16 protein-coding genes and 1 other annotated feature are annotated in these 17,121 nt (G+C 44.4%); of the genes, 14 read left to right on the top strand and 2 right to left on the bottom strand.

All coding sequences use genetic code 11. The features are described from left to right. The first annotated feature begins 19 nt into the window (after positions 1-19). The 7 genes from I8J30_RS20115 to I8J30_RS20085 all read left to right on the top strand — a co-directional run bounded on the left by I8J30_RS20115 (position 20) and on the right by I8J30_RS20085 (position 7,774). Complete coding sequence (locus I8J30_RS20115; protein ID WP_210661166.1) at positions 20-190, top strand: hypothetical protein; 171 nt, start codon at positions 20-22, stop codon at positions 188-190. Positions 191-367: 177 nt separating this feature from the next. Beyond that, positions 368-1,300: an acetamidase/formamidase family protein gene (locus I8J30_RS20110; protein WP_210661164.1), complete on the top strand. Its 933-nt coding sequence runs from the start codon at positions 368-370 to the stop codon at positions 1,298-1,300. A 574-nt stretch (positions 1,301-1,874) separates the two neighbouring features. Further along, on the top strand, positions 1,875-2,873 hold the full coding sequence (locus I8J30_RS20105; RefSeq protein WP_210661162.1) for a LacI family DNA-binding transcriptional regulator: 999 nt from the start codon (positions 1,875-1,877) through the stop codon (positions 2,871-2,873). 574 nt (positions 2,874-3,447) lie between these two features. Beyond that, the gene (locus I8J30_RS20100) at positions 3,448-4,758 is read left to right on the top strand and encodes a sugar ABC transporter substrate-binding protein (protein ID WP_210661160.1); all 1,311 of its coding nucleotides are present in this window, start codon (positions 3,448-3,450) and stop codon (positions 4,756-4,758) included. Between the two features lie 74 nt (positions 4,759-4,832). Beyond that, positions 4,833-6,170, top strand: a complete 1,338-nt coding sequence (locus I8J30_RS20095) for a carbohydrate ABC transporter permease (RefSeq protein WP_240548227.1) — start codon at positions 4,833-4,835, stop codon at positions 6,168-6,170. Next, the gene (locus I8J30_RS20090) at positions 6,170-7,012 is read left to right on the top strand and encodes a sugar ABC transporter permease (protein ID WP_210661529.1); all 843 of its coding nucleotides are present in this window, start codon (positions 6,170-6,172) and stop codon (positions 7,010-7,012) included. Before I8J30_RS20095 ends, I8J30_RS20090 begins: the two co-directional genes overlap by 1 nt. Positions 7,013-7,042: 30 nt before the next feature. Continuing rightward, positions 7,043-7,774: a sugar nucleotide-binding protein gene (locus I8J30_RS20085; RefSeq protein WP_210661158.1), complete on the top strand. Its 732-nt coding sequence runs from the start codon at positions 7,043-7,045 to the stop codon at positions 7,772-7,774. A gap of 410 nt (positions 7,775-8,184) precedes the next feature. Here I8J30_RS20085 and I8J30_RS20080 read toward each other — a convergent pair whose 3' ends face one another. Next, positions 8,185-8,781, bottom strand: coding sequence for a hypothetical protein (locus tag I8J30_RS20080; RefSeq protein WP_210661156.1), 597 nt, complete (start codon positions 8,779-8,781; stop codon positions 8,185-8,187). 197 nt (positions 8,782-8,978) lie between these two features. Here I8J30_RS20080 and I8J30_RS20075 point away from each other — a divergent pair, with 197 nt between their 5' ends. The 4 genes from I8J30_RS20075 to I8J30_RS20060 all read left to right on the top strand — a co-directional run bounded on the left by I8J30_RS20075 (position 8,979) and on the right by I8J30_RS20060 (position 11,933). Next, positions 8,979-9,341 (top strand): DUF2314 domain-containing protein, encoded by a 363-nt coding sequence (locus I8J30_RS20075; RefSeq protein WP_210661154.1) that lies wholly within the window; start codon positions 8,979-8,981, stop codon positions 9,339-9,341. A gap of 4 nt (positions 9,342-9,345) precedes the next feature. Continuing rightward, positions 9,346-9,603, top strand: coding sequence for an immunity protein Imm33 domain-containing protein (locus tag I8J30_RS34270; protein WP_210661152.1), 258 nt, complete (start codon positions 9,346-9,348; stop codon positions 9,601-9,603). A gap of 257 nt (positions 9,604-9,860) precedes the next feature. Beyond that, entirely contained in the window at positions 9,861-10,901 is a 1,041-nt protein-coding gene (locus tag I8J30_RS20065) for a copper amine oxidase N-terminal domain-containing protein (protein ID WP_210661151.1), read from the top strand. Between the two features lie 345 nt (positions 10,902-11,246). Further along, positions 11,247-11,933: a DUF6199 family natural product biosynthesis protein gene (locus I8J30_RS20060; protein ID WP_210661149.1), complete on the top strand. Its 687-nt coding sequence runs from the start codon at positions 11,247-11,249 to the stop codon at positions 11,931-11,933. A 673-nt stretch (positions 11,934-12,606) separates the two neighbouring features. On the opposite strand, the gene I8J30_RS20055 is transcribed toward I8J30_RS20060, so the two are convergent. Continuing rightward, the gene (locus I8J30_RS20055) at positions 12,607-13,233 is read right to left on the bottom strand and encodes a serine hydrolase domain-containing protein (RefSeq protein ID WP_210661147.1); all 627 of its coding nucleotides are present in this window, start codon (positions 13,231-13,233) and stop codon (positions 12,607-12,609) included. Between the two features lie 497 nt (positions 13,234-13,730). Continuing rightward, positions 13,731-13,971 (top strand) — a binding site (T-box leader). A gap of 75 nt (positions 13,972-14,046) precedes the next feature. On the opposite strand from I8J30_RS20055, the gene gltX reads away from it, so the two are divergent. The 3 genes from gltX (at position 14,047) to I8J30_RS34395 (ending at position 16,656) form a co-directional block, all read left to right on the top strand. After that, the gene (gene gltX / locus I8J30_RS20050) at positions 14,047-15,705 is read left to right on the top strand and encodes a glutamate--tRNA ligase (protein WP_210661145.1); all 1,659 of its coding nucleotides are present in this window, start codon (positions 14,047-14,049) and stop codon (positions 15,703-15,705) included. A gap of 89 nt (positions 15,706-15,794) precedes the next feature. Further along, the gene (locus I8J30_RS20045; RefSeq protein WP_210661143.1) at positions 15,795-16,190 is read left to right on the top strand and encodes a VOC family protein; all 396 of its coding nucleotides are present in this window, start codon (positions 15,795-15,797) and stop codon (positions 16,188-16,190) included. Positions 16,191-16,410: 220 nt separating this feature from the next. Further along, positions 16,411-16,656: an NUDIX hydrolase gene (locus I8J30_RS34395; protein ID WP_240548226.1), complete on the top strand. Its 246-nt coding sequence runs from the start codon at positions 16,411-16,413 to the stop codon at positions 16,654-16,656. Positions 16,657-17,121: the final 465 nt, after the last annotated feature.

The raw sequence follows: 17,121 nt of genomic DNA, 5'->3' as shown, positions 1-17,121 counted from the left end.
TGTTAGTCGTGTCTAACAAATGGGGTGCAGTTCACATATGGCTGCCGTTTTTCAGAACGCGACCCGGTGGGCGGCTGCGCTGCGCGATGCAGGTGCGGACGTTGAAATGAGAGAGCGGGTCGCGTCGCACGGCGATGTGATGTGGCGAGAAGAGTTCCTACTGATGGTGGCGTGGGCGTTTGGACGATAAAAGGGTTCAATTAGCGGATTTGCCGATTGGCTGGATCGTATGGAGGGAAACAAAAGAAATTCAGTAGGAAGCTATAGATCCAATCAATCGTTTATCTTAAATCACTGTTAAGCTGGACAGGAAATTTATAACAGTTGTCGAATCAATAGACTATCCAATTGACGAGGAGGAGTAGCCATGATTTATCAGTTCATACCGCAGCTTTATTATAATACGATAGGCCAGCATCCACCTATATTGACGATTCGAGATGGGGATACGGTCATTACGACGACTGTCGATGCGAGAGGCTGGGACATCAACGGCGAAAGCGCGGCTACTCGCGGGAATCCAATGACAGGACCTTTTTATGTGGAAGAAGCGATGCCTGGTGATACGCTAGCGGTTACATTCGAATCAATCACTCCGAACCGCGATTGGGCTTGGACAACCAACATGCTTGCCCCAGCAGTTATCGAACCATATGTTGCAGCTTCATTGCCGCCATCGGACATCGTACGCTGGACGGTGGATGTTTCACAGGGAGTTGCTTATCTCAAGGAGCCATCGCCGGGGCTGACTGAATTGAAGCTACCATTGCGGCCTTTTCTAGGCTGTTTTGGCGTAGCTCCTTCTAATGGTCAGTTCATCTCAACTGCTACGAGCGGCGAGTATGGCGGTAACATGGACTATAAAGGACTGGTCGCAGGCACTACGGTTTATTTTCCGGTGTCGTCCAAAGGTGCATTGTTTTATTTAGGTGATGGTCATGCCTTGCAAGGCGATGGGGAAATCATCGGTACAGGGCTCGAAATATCTATGGATGTTCGGTTCACAGTTAGTGTTCAAAAAGGAAAAATGATAGGCTGGCCGAGAGGTGAAAGCGATACGCATTGGTTTTGTATCGGCAATGCACGGCCGCTAGACCAGGCGCTTCAACATGCAACGACCGAAATGTATCGACTGCTGCAGGAAGTTTTCGGCTTAACGTCTTCGGAAGCTAGCTTATTGCTGGGACAAGCAGTGGAATATGAAATTGCCAACATGTTTAACCCGGCTTACAGCGTAGTTTGCAAACTACCGAAATCGGTTTTATCCCAATTAAGCTATCGAGAAAAGAGTGTTCAATAACATCAGAATGAGGTTGCCGATAGATTCGACCAAGTATCCATAAACTGGCATCCAAGAAATAGGGAATCTGAGTCCGCGTAAATCGCGGGCTTCTTTAGTTGTCGGATCAAGTTCTTGTCATTTTACGATGACAAGAACTTGATCCGAGTTCCAATTCTTGATAATTAAAATTATCGATAAAATTTCGATAATTTTTGACAATTTTATAGACTGTTGCTATAATGATGGCAGGGTTCAGTAGGGTTTCTTTTCGGAAAACATCCAAGATAAGGAAGGTTAATTGTTATCTCAAACGACTTGAATCGATTGGCTAACCTGGGAAAAAAGCTTTATAGACGGATTTCCGACTTGAAGATCACGCATCGCTGCATAGGGATCCTCGTGAGTTACAAATATTCATAAAGTTTTGGTGTATTACTCCATATGATATAATAAGAATAATAGGCACTAAGGACATGCTGAAAGAACTTAATTAAGCAACTGAGAGTAGCTTGGACTTTTGGAATAATGATAGTGAAAGTTCTGTTTAATTTTGTGAATATTGACTTCAAGGAGAAAGAGAAGTGCTGCTATTGTGGCTAAAATCAAAGAAATTGCAGAGAAAATGAACATATCCGTTAGCACGGTATACAAAGCTTTAAGCGACGCGGAGGACGTAAATCCTGAAACGAAAAAGAAAATATTGAAAACAGCGATTAACATGGGCTATGTTGCCAAGCGGAAAGGAGATAATCACAAACGGATTTGCGTCTTCATCGACCAGCCGGATGATAACCATGTGCAGTATTTCGATTATGAGGTCATGATGGCTTTCAAGCGTAATGCGATTCATAGCGGGCATGAAGTATCTGTAATGTCACTGGATTATACGCTGAATCAATCGAAATCTTTCGATGAATTGATGGATGAATATCAATTCGACGGTGCCGTCATATTAGGTCTAAGCAATTTCAATCCTTATTTCGAACAGTTGAAAACGACAAGTCATCCTGTTGTCATTCTAGATAATTTCCTGGAAAACCAAATGGTTGCCAGTGTATGCTGCGACAACATGAAAGGGATGAAACTGGCGATCGATCATCTTGTTGATCTGGGCCACACTCGTATCGGTTTTATTAACGGTCAGAACGACGCCTATGTATGCAAGGAAAGGTTGGGGGGTTATATCAGTAGTATTGCGCTACGCGGAATTGTATTTGACCCTGAACTTGTATGCAATGGTAACTTTACGGAAGAATCGGCGGCTCCCTTAGTACGTAATTTAGTCAGCATGGGTGTGACAGCGATTATGTGTTGCAACGACATGCTCGCTATTGGCGCGATTAAGGAATTAAAGAGAATGGGGCTTAACGTTCCGCGAGACATCAGCGTAGTCGGATTTGATGATATCAAATTATCAAGCTACATCACGCCGAAGTTAACCACGATCCATACGGATCTCAGTAAAATGGGAGAGAAGCTCTTTATTGTTTTGGAGCTGCTAATGAAAGACAACCGACTGGATATGTCGTTGCAGCCTTCGTACCTGGTGGTTAGGGAATCTACGGCAACCGTTAAAAGCAAAGCTGAATAGCTTGATAACTGGAGCAGCTAGTTATTACCCTATGGTGACAGAGACGGTCAAGATATCGCTCCAACTTTTCTGCCGAACGGGATCGGCGGGCTTTTTCTCATGAGAATGATGAATAAAACGAAAGTGACAATTCAGCCGGATCAAAATCCACGGAGAATAAAGATGAAATGGATGTCTTCACTCTTCGTACAGCTGACTAGGCTGCATTGTTAATTCGAATCGGTATCCCCATTAAAGCAGCACAATGTAAAGGATGAGACGCCTGGACTTTCAGGCGTCTCATCCTTTTTTAGGTTTTATTTTCGCATCGAACGCAGTTTTCGGGGCACTGTACCGTCGTACGGAAATCGGAAACCAGTATGGACGCAACAAATTGCTAAATAAAATTATCGATAAATTATCGATAATTGTTTGACAATATTATAGAACCTTGTTATGATGAACCAAGATTCATATCGATCACTTCGATGATCAATTTTATGTACAAGGAGGTGTGCACGGTTAGCCGGTATCCGTTGTTTTCGTAAAAAAGATCAGGCGGGTTGAATGGAAAAATCGATATTTGGAGGTTAACATGAAAAAGAAATCGAGTCTCATTCTTGCGATGATTGTTATGCTTACTTTGGCGGCTTGTGGCAATGGCAATAATGAAAGTGCTTCCAAAAACGACAGCAGCGCATCTGCCAGTGAGCCAGCACCGGCCGCCAATCAGCCGGCGGCGAATGAAGATAACTTGAAACCTGAAGAAGGCGCAACGATTCGGTGGTGGGGAAATAAAGAAGATCTGGAATGGATGAAATTCGTAGGTGATGCTTTTACAAAAAAATATGGTGTGGCAATTGAATATACGGATCAATCTACGGTTGATGCGTTTCAAAAACTTCAGACAGATGGGCCAGCCGGGTTGGGGCCAGATTTATTTACTTCCGCCCATAACAACACAGGAACGCTAGCAGCATCAGGTGTACTCATGGAAAATTATTTTACTGATAAGTATAAAGAGACGTTTGCTAAGGAAGCGATAGAAGGCACTTCTTATAAGGGCATTCTATATGGTTATCCGTTAAGTATTGAAACTTATGCGCTGTTATACAATAAAGACTTGGTCAAGCAGGTTCCTGCGACGATGGATGAATTGATTGAACAATCAAAGTCTTTCACGGATGCGAAGCAAAACAAATTCGGTTTTATGATGCAAGCTGATGACTTCTATTATGTCCATGCCTTCCTTGCGGGTTATGGCGGTTATGTGTTTGGCAATAACAATACGGACCCATCCGACCTATCGGGATTGAATGGTGATGGTGCGATAAAGGCCGGTAACTTGTTGCAACGCATACATAAAGAAATATTGCCATTAAGCGTAGAGGACATGACGTTTGATATTATCAGTTCCATGTTCAATGAAGGGAAACTGATGTTTCGGATTGGTGCTCCACCCGACTTAAAGAGCATTCGAGAGGCGGGTGTGAATTTCGGAATCGTACCGTTCCCTCTGCTCGAAACGGGCGAGCATCCGAAAACCTTCTCCAATGTAAAATCCATTTATCAGAGTTCCTATAGCAAATATCCGGATGCTGCTTCTCTTCTAGCGCAGTATGCCACTTCGGAGGAGATGCTGCTTAAGCGTTTTGAAATGGTAGGCCAGATTCCTGCTATAAAGAGCCTTTGGGAAAGCGATGCAATCAAAAACAATCCTAATGTAGCACCATTCATGGAGCAGGTGAAATATTCCGTTCCGATGCCGAACATTCCTGCGAACAATTCGATGTGGGTGCCGATGCAGCAAGCGTATAATCTCATTTGGAATAAGAATGCAGATCCGAAGACGGCGTTAGATCAAGCGGTTGCAAATCTTAAGGACTCCCTTGCAGCTGCTAAATAAAGGAAGTGTGCGCGAACTACTGTATGTATTCTATACAGTAGTTCGTAATATACACGGGAAGGTGATTTACGAACTTGCAACCAACGGAGGCTATAGAAACAGGAAAGCATCGTGTAAATGTAGTTTGGGGGACGATTCTTTCTACCCTATTCATGGGGTTGGGACAAATTTATAACCGTCAATATGTAAAGGGAATCGGTTTTTTTCTACTTGAGATTTATTTCATCTTCATAATGAGTCATCCAATCACGAAAGGCATCATAGGCGTGATAACGCTTGGAGATCAGCCGCAGGTTAGAAGCAGAGGGCGCATTGTTACAATCGGGGATCATTCCATCTTTCTTCTCATTTCCGGGATCATATGCATCATTACACTTGCTCTCTTCTTATTCGTGTACTATTTGAATATTCGGGACGCACATGCAGTCGGTAAACGGCGAGAGGCTGGCTTGCACGTCAATTCGTTCAGAGAGATGGTTCAGAACATCAAGGAAAAAGGATTTCCGTACGTGTTGCTGATTCCTTCCATTATTTTCACGGCATTTTTAACGATATTGCCCTTACTATTCGGAGTTTTGATCGCGTTTACGAATTATTCCGGTCCTGATCATCTTCCCCCCAAAAACCTTGTGGACTGGACTGGGCTGGATACCTTTAAAGATCTGTTTTCGTTGAAATCATGGAGTCAAACCTTTTATGGCGTATTTGCATGGACGATTGTATGGGCAGTCGTTTCTACCTTGACAACGTTCTGTGTTGGATTGCTGTATGCTCTAATGATTAACTATCGGAGAGTAAGATTCAAAAAACTTTGGAGGGGCATTCTGATTCTTCCGTGGGCAATTCCAACGTTCATCTCGTTGCTCATTTTCCGTAATATCTTCAACGGAGCATTCGGTCCATTGAACCAATATCTTAAGATGTTGTCTATCAGTCCAATTCCTTGGCTTTCCGACCCCATATGGACGAAAACGGCGATCATCATTACTAATATATGGATTGGTTTTCCGTTCTGGCTCATTCTCATGTCGGGAGTGTTGACGGGCATTGACAAGGAACTATATGAAGCTGCGGAAATAGACGGAGCATCTACGCTAAACAAGTTTAAGTCAATAACGTTGCCGCTCGTAATGTTTTCAACGCTACCTCTGCTCATCATGTCTTTCGCTGGAAATATCAATAATTTCAATATCATTTACCTTCTTAATACTGGTGGTCCGGTAGAAAGCAAGTACAGCTACGCAGGCTCAACTGACATCTTGATCAGTTGGATATACAAATTGACCTTAGACAATAGTAAGTTTAATGTAGCTTCAGCTGTTTCTATTATTGTTTTCATAATAATTGCAGCACTCTCGATTTGGAATTTCCGGAGAACGAAAGTCTTTAAGGAAGAGGATATGCTGTCATGATGACGAGAAAAACGTCGCTTATGGAAGTCTTAACACTGTCGGCTATTTACATTGTTTTATCCATTACCGTCATACTGATTATTTACCCTGTCGCTTGGATTATATCTGGCTCCTTGAATGCCGGTGACAGCTTATTTTCTAGTACGCTCATTCCAAAGCGGATTACATTGGAGCACTTTAGACACCTGTTTACGGAGACGCCGTATTGGCTTTGGTTCAAGAACACGTTGATGATTGCCTTCTTCAATATGATTTTGTCTACGTTGCTGATTGTGACAGCCGCCTACGCATTTTCGAGGTTTCGCTTTCCGGGCCGCCGTTACGGCTTAATGATGATGCTTGTGCTTCAGATATTTCCTAGCTTTATGGGCATGATCGCCATCTACATTCTGCTACTGCAGATCAATTTACTGGACAATCTGTGGGGATTGATTCTCGTGTATGCCGGCGGCTCTATTCCGTTCAACGCTTGGCTGGTAAAAGGGTATTTTGACGGCTTGCCCCGCAGTTTGGAGGAAGCAGCCAAGATAGACGGGGCATCAAACACGAAAGTGTTTACGAAAATCATGCTGCCGATGTCGGTGCCGATTCTCGTATTCGTGGCGGTCAGTAATTTTATTGGTCCATGGATGGATTTTATTTTTGCAAGACTTGTCATACGCTCGCCCGAGAACAAGACACTCGCAATTGGTCTGTTTGAATTGATTAGCGATCGCTCGAATACTGAGTTTACTACATTTGCTGCCGGTGCTGTGCTCGTTGCCGTTCCTATCACAATCATTTTCATGCTGCTTCAGAAGTACATGGTGGAAGGCTTGAAGGCAGGAGCTAATAAAGGGTAATTAATAATTTAGCAAAGGATGATGTATGCGATGAAAGCTATGATTACAGGAAATAACGGAGCTGTGGCTCCGTATGTTAACAGAGAGTTGAAGTCTAGAAGTATGGATGTCACGGTCTGGAAGCGTGAGTTAGTAGGCATCGATAATGAAGAAGAGGTATATCGTTTCATTGAAGAGACGAACCCGGATATTTTCTTCCACATTGCAACTGGTCCTATCGAATGGCTGGAATATATCGCCAAGGCAACAAAGAAACTAGGTATAAAACTTGTGTTCACAAGCACAGTTTCGGTGTTCTCGGAGGACAAGACGGGGCCTTATACGCCAGAGAGCATTCCTGACGCGGAAAATAGCTACGGTGTTTATAAGATTCAATGCGAGAAACTGCTGAAGGAGTTTTATCCTGAAGCTTATATTCTTCGGCTAGGCTGGCAAATCGGTTCCGAAACAGGATCCAATAATATGTTTGATTTCCTATGCAGAGGCCAGCAGGACAATGGATGCATAGAGGCCAGCTCGCAATGGTATCCTTCCTGCAGCTTTCTAGAAGACACCGCAGCAGCGATCGTGGACATCGCCTTGAATTACGAAAGTAATACGTACCTACTGAACTCGAATCGCAAGTACTCGTTCTATGACATTGTTCTCTATTTGAAACGACTGCACCAACAGGACTGGAAGGTTGTCGAGACGAATGCTTTAGTCCGAGATGATCGGATGTATGATGACCGTATTATAATGAAGCCGTTTGATTTCTCTTAGAAAGCGCTCAGCAGGATATCGGAAAGACGTGAAAATGCTGAAATGCCATTCGCGCGAATGGCATTTCAGCATTTTGTGCATCGTGTTAGTTTCTTCATTACAATGAGTTGCACTGGGAAGCTCCTACTAAATGAAATAACGAAAATATATAATGAAATCAATCTGTTTGTTTTGAAGTCGAACAAATGGATGACCTCTATAAACACGGGCACGATAACACAACATTGAACAGGCTGCCGAACAACAACGGCAGCCTATTCAGCTAAACCAGCTTCAGCGATCTTCTTGTCGTAAAATGCCTTCATTTTCTTGCTGCCGGATCGCCGCAAGCTGGGACGACAGGCTGCCGATATAACCGGCAGCCTGTTCTGCTAACGGCAGGAAAGTTAAATATCTGTCTAGAATTCTTATTACTCTGAAGATAATCGTCTATTTAAAATAATTAAGCATGAATTTGTTGAGTTTATTGAATTAATAATGCTCTCTCTAATTTCCTTAATTGCTTGTGACATAACATATTGAGGATTAACCAATTTTATAGTTGAGGGTTGTATATCTGTCCATTCTTTCCATTCCTTTATCCTTCTCCAGTTTGAGGAATGTATTTGAATTGTAAATGTACAATTCCTTATGTTTCGGTCATATGAGCGAAAATGCATAATCTCATCGTCATTTAAATGTGGTACAACTCCTTGTTTCAAAATATTCTCCCATGCAGAGTAACGTAAGTGGTTAGAGCCTGAGTTCAGAGGCTCAAATAAACTTTGAATGATAGGACCTTCCGTTGCAAAGACATTCATTTTTTGAAGCAATTGATGATTGATGGCTAATTCATCTTTTAAATATTTTAAACATGCTTCCTTGGTATCCTCTTGAATTTTTATTTTCTCTTGTTCTTGAGCAACTCTATTCGTTTTTAATTCCTTGCTCGATATTAACTGAGCACCAAGAAAGCCCAGGCCAGTGCCCAATAAATTGAAGGTAAAGTCATTTAACCATCCCATCATTGCATCGACGCTTCCCTTCTCACAAGGTTTAAATAACTCTATTAATATGCAAGCATAATAATTCTAGTACTTTTCATAGTCATGAACCCAATTGACGATATTTCAGAACAAGATGTTCTAGATAAGTAATTGCCCATCAGTAATTGCCCATCACAAATTCTATAAATTTGATTGCAGTAAAATAGGGGGAGATTCGCTTGGAATGGAGCTTAGAGGATGTAGAAAAAACAAGTCTATTAAACCCGAATACTTTTTTTATACCAAGTCAAAAGGAACGGAAAAAGCAAAAGAGTGGCGACTTAGTCAGATTGCGCTTTGTTCTAAGTCACCCATCCGAGGATGGTCCTCGTGCAGAAAGAATGTGGGTGGAAATTACCGAGAAGAAGTTATTTAGTCAGAAATATAAAGGGATTTTAACCAATCAGCCAATATACATTAACTCATTACATGTAGGAGATAAAATCGAGTTCCAGCCTAAGCACATTGCCCGAATTATTATCCCAAAAGGCGATCCGTGTTGGTTGGATATTGGCGAAAAAATGGCTCTAGTCTCTAAATAAGTGCATGGAAGAAGGCGGTTGCGTTCGATGGCTCTATCGTGAAGCTCCCGACCAAGAGGAAGATAGCGGTTGCAGACTGTTCGAAGGCACCGAAACCGATGAGTATAATAGCGATTCTTCAAACATTAGTATCGTAAACATCTATTCTTTACTAGATAAGGATCCTAGCCTAGTAACACCTCTAAGAGGCGCATTCGGAACTGCTTTCGAAAGAGAAAACATCAAAAGTCGATGGATTGAAGTAAAGGACTGGATGGGATGATAATATGGTGTGAAAAACTAACGGATACGTTAGCTCAACTTATCTACTAGGGAGGCTTTATTGTGACTTCCTCAGGAAACGGCGAACAATAGTTCATCAACAGCATCAGGCTGCTGGCACGAACCGGGAGCCTTCGCGACGAACGTATTTTACGGATTCGAATGTCCTGGCATTCATTGAAGTGACGGCTAGCCAGCTGGTTCGTATATTTGAAGAGTACGATTACTTGTAAGTTCACACAGGAGGGTAACGCCGAAATGAGAAAAAAGATTCGCATCCATGCTGTAGCACTGTTCATCCTCGCATGTTGTTTGGTTGTAAATAATCTCGTCGCTGCTGAGATGGCGGAAGAGAATAAGCTTGTTCCCGAAGAAGGTGCGTACGCTTTTTTTATTTTGGAAATCGGCAGCTCAACGATGATATTCAATGGGAAGCAGGAAGAGATCGATCCTGGCTACAAGACGTCTCCGGTCCTGATGAATGGAAAGACATTAATCCCGATGAGAGCTATTATTGAAAAGCTTGGCGGCTCCTTGAGCTGGGATGCATCGCAGAAGAAGATCGACATCACCTACAACGGCAAACGGATCACTTTGCAAATCGGCAGCAAAACTGCCGTTGTCGGAGACAGCAAGGTGCAGCTTGATCTAGAAGCACTTGTTCGGAAGGATCGGGTCATGATTCCGCTGCGGTTTGTCGCCGAGAATCTAGGCTGCAACGTTTACTGGCATGGCAACAACACAATTACGATCAGCACGAATGCGTTGAAGGACACGTACTCCGCTGATCGCTTTAGCGAAGATGATTTGTCCATCTACGATGCGATCCTGAAAAAACAAATCCGCCTCGGCATGACGAAAGACGAGATCGATGCGATCTACGGATTTAAGCCCGAGGATCCTTTCATGGGGAGATATGAATATGAAGGGCTACAAGTATTTTATCGGGATGGCGTGGCTGCCGGGTTGCTGGTGAGTTCGGGCGAAAACTTAACGACGAGATTCTCGACGGTCCGCAATGTCACGTTCTTCAGCCCGAAGAGCTATGTCCAGAAGAAATACGGACCGAGTCTTGAGGAGGTAGAGGACGTTCCAGACGGAGAACGCTATGGCACCTATCTATTTCGGAAAGAGGTCAGCGGCGCAGAAAGCACATTAGTGAAGCTGGAAGCTTCCCCTCCGTTCACGGAGCCAAAGGACAATTTGTATTATGTGTCGTTTTTGTATGATGAGAGCGAGGACAGGAAGGTTACGTTCATGCTGATCGGCGATTATGAATTCGGGATGATGGGGAAGTAGAATGATTGATAACCGGCTCTCATTATGTGATTTTGGTGTACGGGGCTGCGGTTGTTGCAGTCGTGCCCTTCCCTTTGCGTATTGATGCAAGAGCAATCGAGGTTTTGAGGGCTAATGGCTTCGCGGTTCTATATGATCTCACTCCGTTTAAGAGCATAATAGGATCAATCAGTCATTCATATTCTAAAGTAAGGCTCCGAAATGTGTTGGCAATGTGCTCTTGCTGTTCCTCTCACGTTAGATCCTTGCATAAATGCGTGCAACCGCCGCTCACAAAAGGACGTAAAAGGGATAAAGCAGAAAGGATGAGCGCGTATTTCTACCCGAGCGGCTTTATTCCGAAAAATGAAAACACCTGGTTCTATTTTCTTCGTCTCCGTGCTCCTCGTGTCCGTCTTGACGGGCGTCTTATCGAGGCCCTACTTCACGGACCGCGTCTTCTATCTGTATGAGGATACGTACAAATTTGCCGGCGAGCAAGACCGTCTCGTCACCTATCGCAGCAGCACGGCCGTTCCCGTCCAAGTACGCACCGACGACGAGCTGCACCGCACGGTGATCATCGGCGGGCAGTCCTATGTGATTGCGGACAAAAGCGTCCCTTACTCGACCAAGTTTCGCGTGACCTATCCGAACGGCCATGTCTACAGCGTCGAGGATAATAACGGCATGCTATTGAGCTACGATGACAAAGGCAATATCGTAATGGCTATTCAGGCGTACGCCAACGGCGAGCGGATCAAGCAGGAAGGGGAGGAAGATTTTCCTCCGTCGGCGCTCGTAAGCGCGGCTTACCCCGATTACCATGTCAAACGGGGCATGCCGGGGTTTCTGATTCTTGCCCTCGGTCTGTTGATCTTTGGCTGGTGCAGCTTCCGGTACCAAGCCTTTCAGGATTTAATGTTCCGTCTATCTCCGCAGCGGCTCATGTACGAGAACCCCGAGCCGAGCGACTTCTATTTTTTTATGAGCAAGGTCGGAGGTATTGTCGTAATGATCGGTTCGATTTTCGTCGCGTTCGAAGCGTACTAGGCGCACGCGGACTGCTGCGCCGGCTACTGACGAACCAGGCGGCGAGTGGTAACGATAAGTATTTTGTCATCGGAGGACTTTGGCTCTTGGATATGGACCGAATGGTAGAGTTGAGGAAACACTTTTTCTCCTGAAGGTCAAGATAAAAAGCTAGATCATTGCGCTAACCGGAAACGATAGTATCACAAATGTAACACGATTGAAATCTTGTCTTCATCTCTGTTTAACGAAGTGCGTCTATAATAAATCTCAACCCCCTTTAATAAATATAACTTAGACCCGCAGCCCGTTGCTGTGGGTCTCTTTTTTTAGTTGAAGTAACGGTCAGGATTGGGGGCAACCTGAGGTTACGGAGCTAGTCGCTTACAGTGTATTTAATATCCGAAGCATCAGCTTTTAGGACAAACTTGGCGGGGATAATTGGTTGACTGTACCGCACAGGTATACATCATTCATAGGCGAATAATAGGCAAAGGCTCCGGATAAACCGGAATGTCCGATCAACTCCGGAAGCGGCTTAAATGGAGAGAATATTCGTGGAACCTTAAATTTCACCATCCCTTTGCCGTACTGCAGCGGAAAAAAGATTTTATTCCAAACATATAGCTCGCTCAAATAATTCCGAGGGAAAATTGTTCCTTCAAAAAAAGCTCTTAGGAACCGCATTAACTCTTCAGCTGTTGAAACGATGCCACCATCGGGCCCGAAGGAAGCCATGGCAAGCAAAGAATACCTCATTTAAAGTTTGATTCGTAACTGTCTCGATTATTTTTCCAAGCAGTTGATAGTTGGTATCGGAATATAACGCTTTCCCCTTCGTTCCAGGGGCAAAGTACGGCTTCATTTGTTTAGCTTCTCCGATCACGTTTTCCAACGACCATGATTGGTCATTCCCGTACATGATCTCATCCGCTAGACTCTTGCCGCTTTTTCTTTTTTGCTGGAAGTAATCCGGCAGGCCCGAAGTGTGCGCCATTAATTGCTCGATTGTAATATCGCAGCAGTATTCAGTACCTTGGTAATGATGAAGACCAGAGAGTATACTCTCATCCAGATAGAGGGAGATTTTATTGGTCCACTTGATTTTGTTCAGCGCGATTAGATTCAATAAGGCGGCGGTCACGTAAAGTTTAGTTGTGCTAGCGATAAAGAATCGGCTAGCAGAATTCATATTGCCGGCTGCTCCGCTCCAAGTCAGTCGTCTATTTCCTGACTCCACTTGCAGAACGGCCCCGAAAATATGTTTATTATCTACCGCTGAGCGAATGAGACGATCAAGATTTTGTATGCGTCGTTGCATGGAAATCCCCTCTCATCGTATTTCCCTAACCTATGTAATGTATAAATCTATTCATTAATCAATAGATTTATACCGATATCGAGATCGGGTGCCAGACCTTTCAGCAAAACGGGGTCCCAGTAGACCAGCGAGTCGAATAAGTATCACCATTGATTTTTATGCTGAATACGATAGTGATAAATCACATTGTATGAGGGATATCATGGAACTACTTCGAAAGTATATTATCGCGAATCTGTTGATATTTATGCTGTGTATCCTTTTATGGACGGCGGATGGTACTATTCGCCCTTCGCTAGCCTCAGTACCGTTCTTCTTTGCACTTGTCTATTTGCTGAATAGGACGAAGATTGAGAAGGCGTTATTTGGGTGGGATAAGTCTTAAAGAAGCCAACGTATCGATTATTCCCATTCTTGCAATAAGCTGTTCCGGGCGTATCTCGCCTTGACGCTGGATCAGCCTTTATGCTACCGTAGTTGATAACCATATATATTCGAGAAACGCGATTGAAGAGGAAGAGTAAACAAGTCTTCGAATTGCAGAGAGCCCTGTATGGTGGTGGAAAAGGGCATTCGAGCTTGAAGAAAGAAGCCTCGGAGCATCAGACCGAAAGAGGGAGTAAGTCTGGCGGGTCTTCCCGTTATAGAAGAGATGTTGCAGTTAAATGCTGCATCAATGAGCGGGTCCATTGACCCAATCAAGGTGGTACCACGGAAGCGATGCCTTTCGTCCTTGTTTAATGAGGATGAAGGGCTTTTTTTATTGTCTGACTGTTTAAGGTTTGCAATCCCGAAAAGAAAGAAGGTACGATTATGAATCAAACCGAGCTTGCCCAGCGTTTATTTCCAGCAATAGAAAAGCAGCCGGAGGACGTTCTGGGCGGTTACCCAGCGCGACAACTGAAAGAAGGAGCCAAGGTTACACGGTTCGCGCCTAGTCCGACCGGATTTCTTACGATTGGAGGCATCTATGCCACGCTCATTACTGAACGGCTTGCGCATCAGAGCGGCGGCGTTTTCTATTTGCGAATTGAGGATACCGATAGGAAGCGGGAAGTGGAGGGGAGCATCGGCGATATTCTTCATTCGTTAAGTTATTGCAGTATTTATCCGGATGAAGGTCCGACTGCGGATGGTGAAGAGGCAGGGGAATACGGCCCCTATAAGCAAACCGAAAGAGCGAGCCTTTACCATGTCTTTATTAAGAATCTAATTGCGCAAGGATTAGCCTATCCTTGCTTCTGCGATGCGGATGAGCTGCAGCAAATCCGCGATAAACAGCAAGCTGCCAAGCTCAACACAGGCTATTATGGCGAATGGGCCATTCACCGCAATCTGACGTCGGAGCAGATTGAAGCGGAGCTGGCGACTGGAAAGCCGTATGTCATCCGGTTGAAATCGCCGGGATCTCCGGAACGAAGAATCAAGTACATGGATCTGATCAAAGGTGAAATCGAATTGCCTGAGAATGAACAGGACATCGTAATTATGAAGTCCGATGGTATTCCGACCTACCATTTCGCGCATGCAGTGGACGATTGTTTGATGGGTACCACACATGTGATTCGAGGTGATGAATGGCTTGCTTCAGTTCCGATTCACTTGCAGCTATTCGACATGCTCGGCTTCCGCAGACCGGAATACGGACACCTTGCTCCGCTGATGAAGATGGACGGTGCCTCAAAGCGCAAATTCAGCAAACGTAAAGATCGCGATGCAGCTGCGAGCTATTATGAGCAGGAAGGTTATCCGGGAATTTCAATTACAGAGTACTTAATGACGCTCATAAATTCCAATTATGAGGAGTGGCGGGTGAGCCAGCCGGAAGCGCCATATTCAGAATTCATGATCGACGTGAACAAGATGAACGTGAGCGGCGCGCTATTCGATATGGATAAGCTCATTGACATCAGCAAGGGCATTATAGCCCGGCTAAGCGCAGATGAAGTATTCGAGCACACAGCAGAATGGGCGGCGGCGCACGATACGGAGTTGGAAGCAGCGCTTCTTGCCAATCGTGAATATTCGACGGCGATCTTTCGAATTGGTCGCGCGGTGGAGAAGCCGCGGAAAGATATTGCCAAGTGGTCGGACGTGAAAGACTTGTACGCGTACTTCTTCGACGAATCATTCAGTAAGTCGGTAGAAGCAGGCTACGACTCGCTGCCTGCTTCAATTTCGTTGGAGCTGGCGAAGCAGATCGTTCGCGAATACGCGCAAACACTTGATTTGCAAGATGACCGGGACAGCTGGTTTAGTAAGGTGAAGGCAATTGGCGTGCAACTCGGCTTCGCCAAGGATGCCAAAACGCACAAGAAAAATCCGGAACAGTATCCGGGGCATGTCGGCGACGTTGCGATGATTCTTAGAGTCGCTTTGACGGGCAGAACAATGACGCTGGATCTGTACGATATGATGCATGTTATGGGAGACGCTCGTGTGCGTGCCAGGCTGAACCGGTTTATCGGCTGAAACAAAGGAATATTTAGCATTGACAAGGGAAAGGGCAATACGTATGATCCAGATAGAATTGTAAAAAAATGCAAATGAGGCGAATACGGATGGCGACAACAGACTGGGCGAACAAAATTACCGAAATCACATTGTTTGTGGAAGATTTGCATCGGTCGAAGGCATTTTACCAAGAGACATTCAAACTTGCGATCATATATGAAGATGTAAGCTGCGCGGTGTTCGATTTTGGCAATACAAGCATCAATCTCCTACAACAGTCGGATGCCCGCGAGTTGATTGAGCCCGCGCAGGTTGGGCGCAGGAGTGATGGCGCACGGTTTCAGTTCACGATCCAAGTGTCAGACGTTGACGGGGTGTGCGATGAGCTGGAAGTGCGGGGTGTTAAGTTACTGAATGAACCGATAACGCGCCCCTGGGGGCGTCGAACGGCTTGTTTTGCCGATCCGGATGGGCATGTGTGGGAGTTTGCGCAGGTGCTGTAATGAATTAATCCATAATGATTGGATGAATTTTGAAACAACACGACGTCGGCTGTGGTGGCATAACAACATTATGGTTATTAGTGGAATGGGGCAATCAAATGTATAATTTGATTTTGAAACAACCTCATCATCATGAGAGGCGTTAACTCGTTCCTAAGATTAGGAATGGGTCTAGCGCGTTTTTTGTTTTCAGCTCATAAGAAAATGGAGGGCTAAGGAAATGGCAATCTTGACAGATGAAAAAGGAAATATCTTTGATTTTGCTTTACTCGATGCACCACTAACACATTCCTTGATTGTGGTAAAGTGTCAGGATGGTTTTCTTTTTATGCACAACAAATGGAGTAACAACTGGGAATTACCTGGTGGTGTTATTGAAATGGAGAAACTGCTAGGCAATGTGTTATCAGGGAATTACTTGAAGAAACCAATCAAAAAATCGAGATTGTTGAATTCAAGGGTTTAATGAAATTTAGACTCCAGCCGAGTTAGCATGGACCTGAGAGGACTGAGTATGGTGCTTTGATTTTCGGGAGAACTAGATGAACTAGATGCATTTATTGAAAACGATGAGGCGATAAGAATTACTTTATGGGATGGAATTTCGGGTATTGGAGAGATTTCAGGAATTGATAAAAAACGAAATGAATTTGTTTGACACTCAACACAAATTTTATTCCGCTCCCTCGAAATGATTCAGTTTCCTCACTCAGACTCATGAATTCGCAGGATTTCATCCAATAGTTAGTATGGAGAAGTGGATGGAGGAGGAGCCGGTAGCTGGGGGATGGAGAATTAGGCATGCGGGAATAAAGGTGAATGATGCATCACCCATATTGTTCCATATGTGCACGTCTCCACTTTACCCTAGCGATTCTCGCTCCCATGTCTCAACGGGTCTTAGCCCTTTCATTCCTTCGTCACATCTAAC

The organism is Paenibacillus lignilyticus (assembly GCF_017942085.1).
GTDB classification, from domain to species: Bacteria; Bacillota; Bacilli; order Paenibacillales; family Paenibacillaceae; genus Paenibacillus_Z; species Paenibacillus_Z lignilyticus.
This window is presented reverse-complemented; position numbering and strand designations above follow the sequence as displayed.

What these genes read in the sequence shown, in the direction of transcription:
- I8J30_RS20060 (WP_210661149.1), top strand. Translation starts at nt 11,247, where the DNA reads ATGAAAACACCTGGTTCTATTTTCTTCGTCTCCGTGCTCCTCGTGTCC.
- I8J30_RS20085 (WP_210661158.1), top strand. Translation starts at nt 7,043, where the DNA reads ATGAAAGCTATGATTACAGGAAATAACGGAGCTGTGGCTCCGTATGTT.
- I8J30_RS20110 (WP_210661164.1), top strand. Translation starts at nt 368, where the DNA reads ATGATTTATCAGTTCATACCGCAGCTTTATTATAATACGATAGGCCAG.
- gltX (WP_210661145.1), top strand. Translation starts at nt 14,047, where the DNA reads ATGAATCAAACCGAGCTTGCCCAGCGTTTATTTCCAGCAATAGAAAAG.
- I8J30_RS20115 (WP_210661166.1), top strand. Translation starts at nt 20, where the DNA reads ATGGGGTGCAGTTCACATATGGCTGCCGTTTTTCAGAACGCGACCCGG.
- I8J30_RS34270 (WP_210661152.1), top strand. Translation starts at nt 9,346, where the DNA reads ATGGAAGAAGGCGGTTGCGTTCGATGGCTCTATCGTGAAGCTCCCGAC.
- I8J30_RS20045 (WP_210661143.1), top strand. Translation starts at nt 15,795, where the DNA reads ATGGCGACAACAGACTGGGCGAACAAAATTACCGAAATCACATTGTTT.
- I8J30_RS20090 (WP_210661529.1), top strand. Translation starts at nt 6,170, where the DNA reads ATGACGAGAAAAACGTCGCTTATGGAAGTCTTAACACTGTCGGCTATT.
- I8J30_RS20055 (WP_210661147.1), bottom strand. Translation starts at nt 13,233, where the DNA reads ATGCAACGACGCATACAAAATCTTGATCGTCTCATTCGCTCAGCGGTA.
- I8J30_RS20100 (WP_210661160.1), top strand. Translation starts at nt 3,448, where the DNA reads ATGAAAAAGAAATCGAGTCTCATTCTTGCGATGATTGTTATGCTTACT.
- I8J30_RS34395 (WP_240548226.1), top strand. Translation starts at nt 16,411, where the DNA reads ATGGCAATCTTGACAGATGAAAAAGGAAATATCTTTGATTTTGCTTTA.
- I8J30_RS20080 (WP_210661156.1), bottom strand. Translation starts at nt 8,781, where the DNA reads ATGATGGGATGGTTAAATGACTTTACCTTCAATTTATTGGGCACTGGC.
- I8J30_RS20065 (WP_210661151.1), top strand. Translation starts at nt 9,861, where the DNA reads ATGAGAAAAAAGATTCGCATCCATGCTGTAGCACTGTTCATCCTCGCA.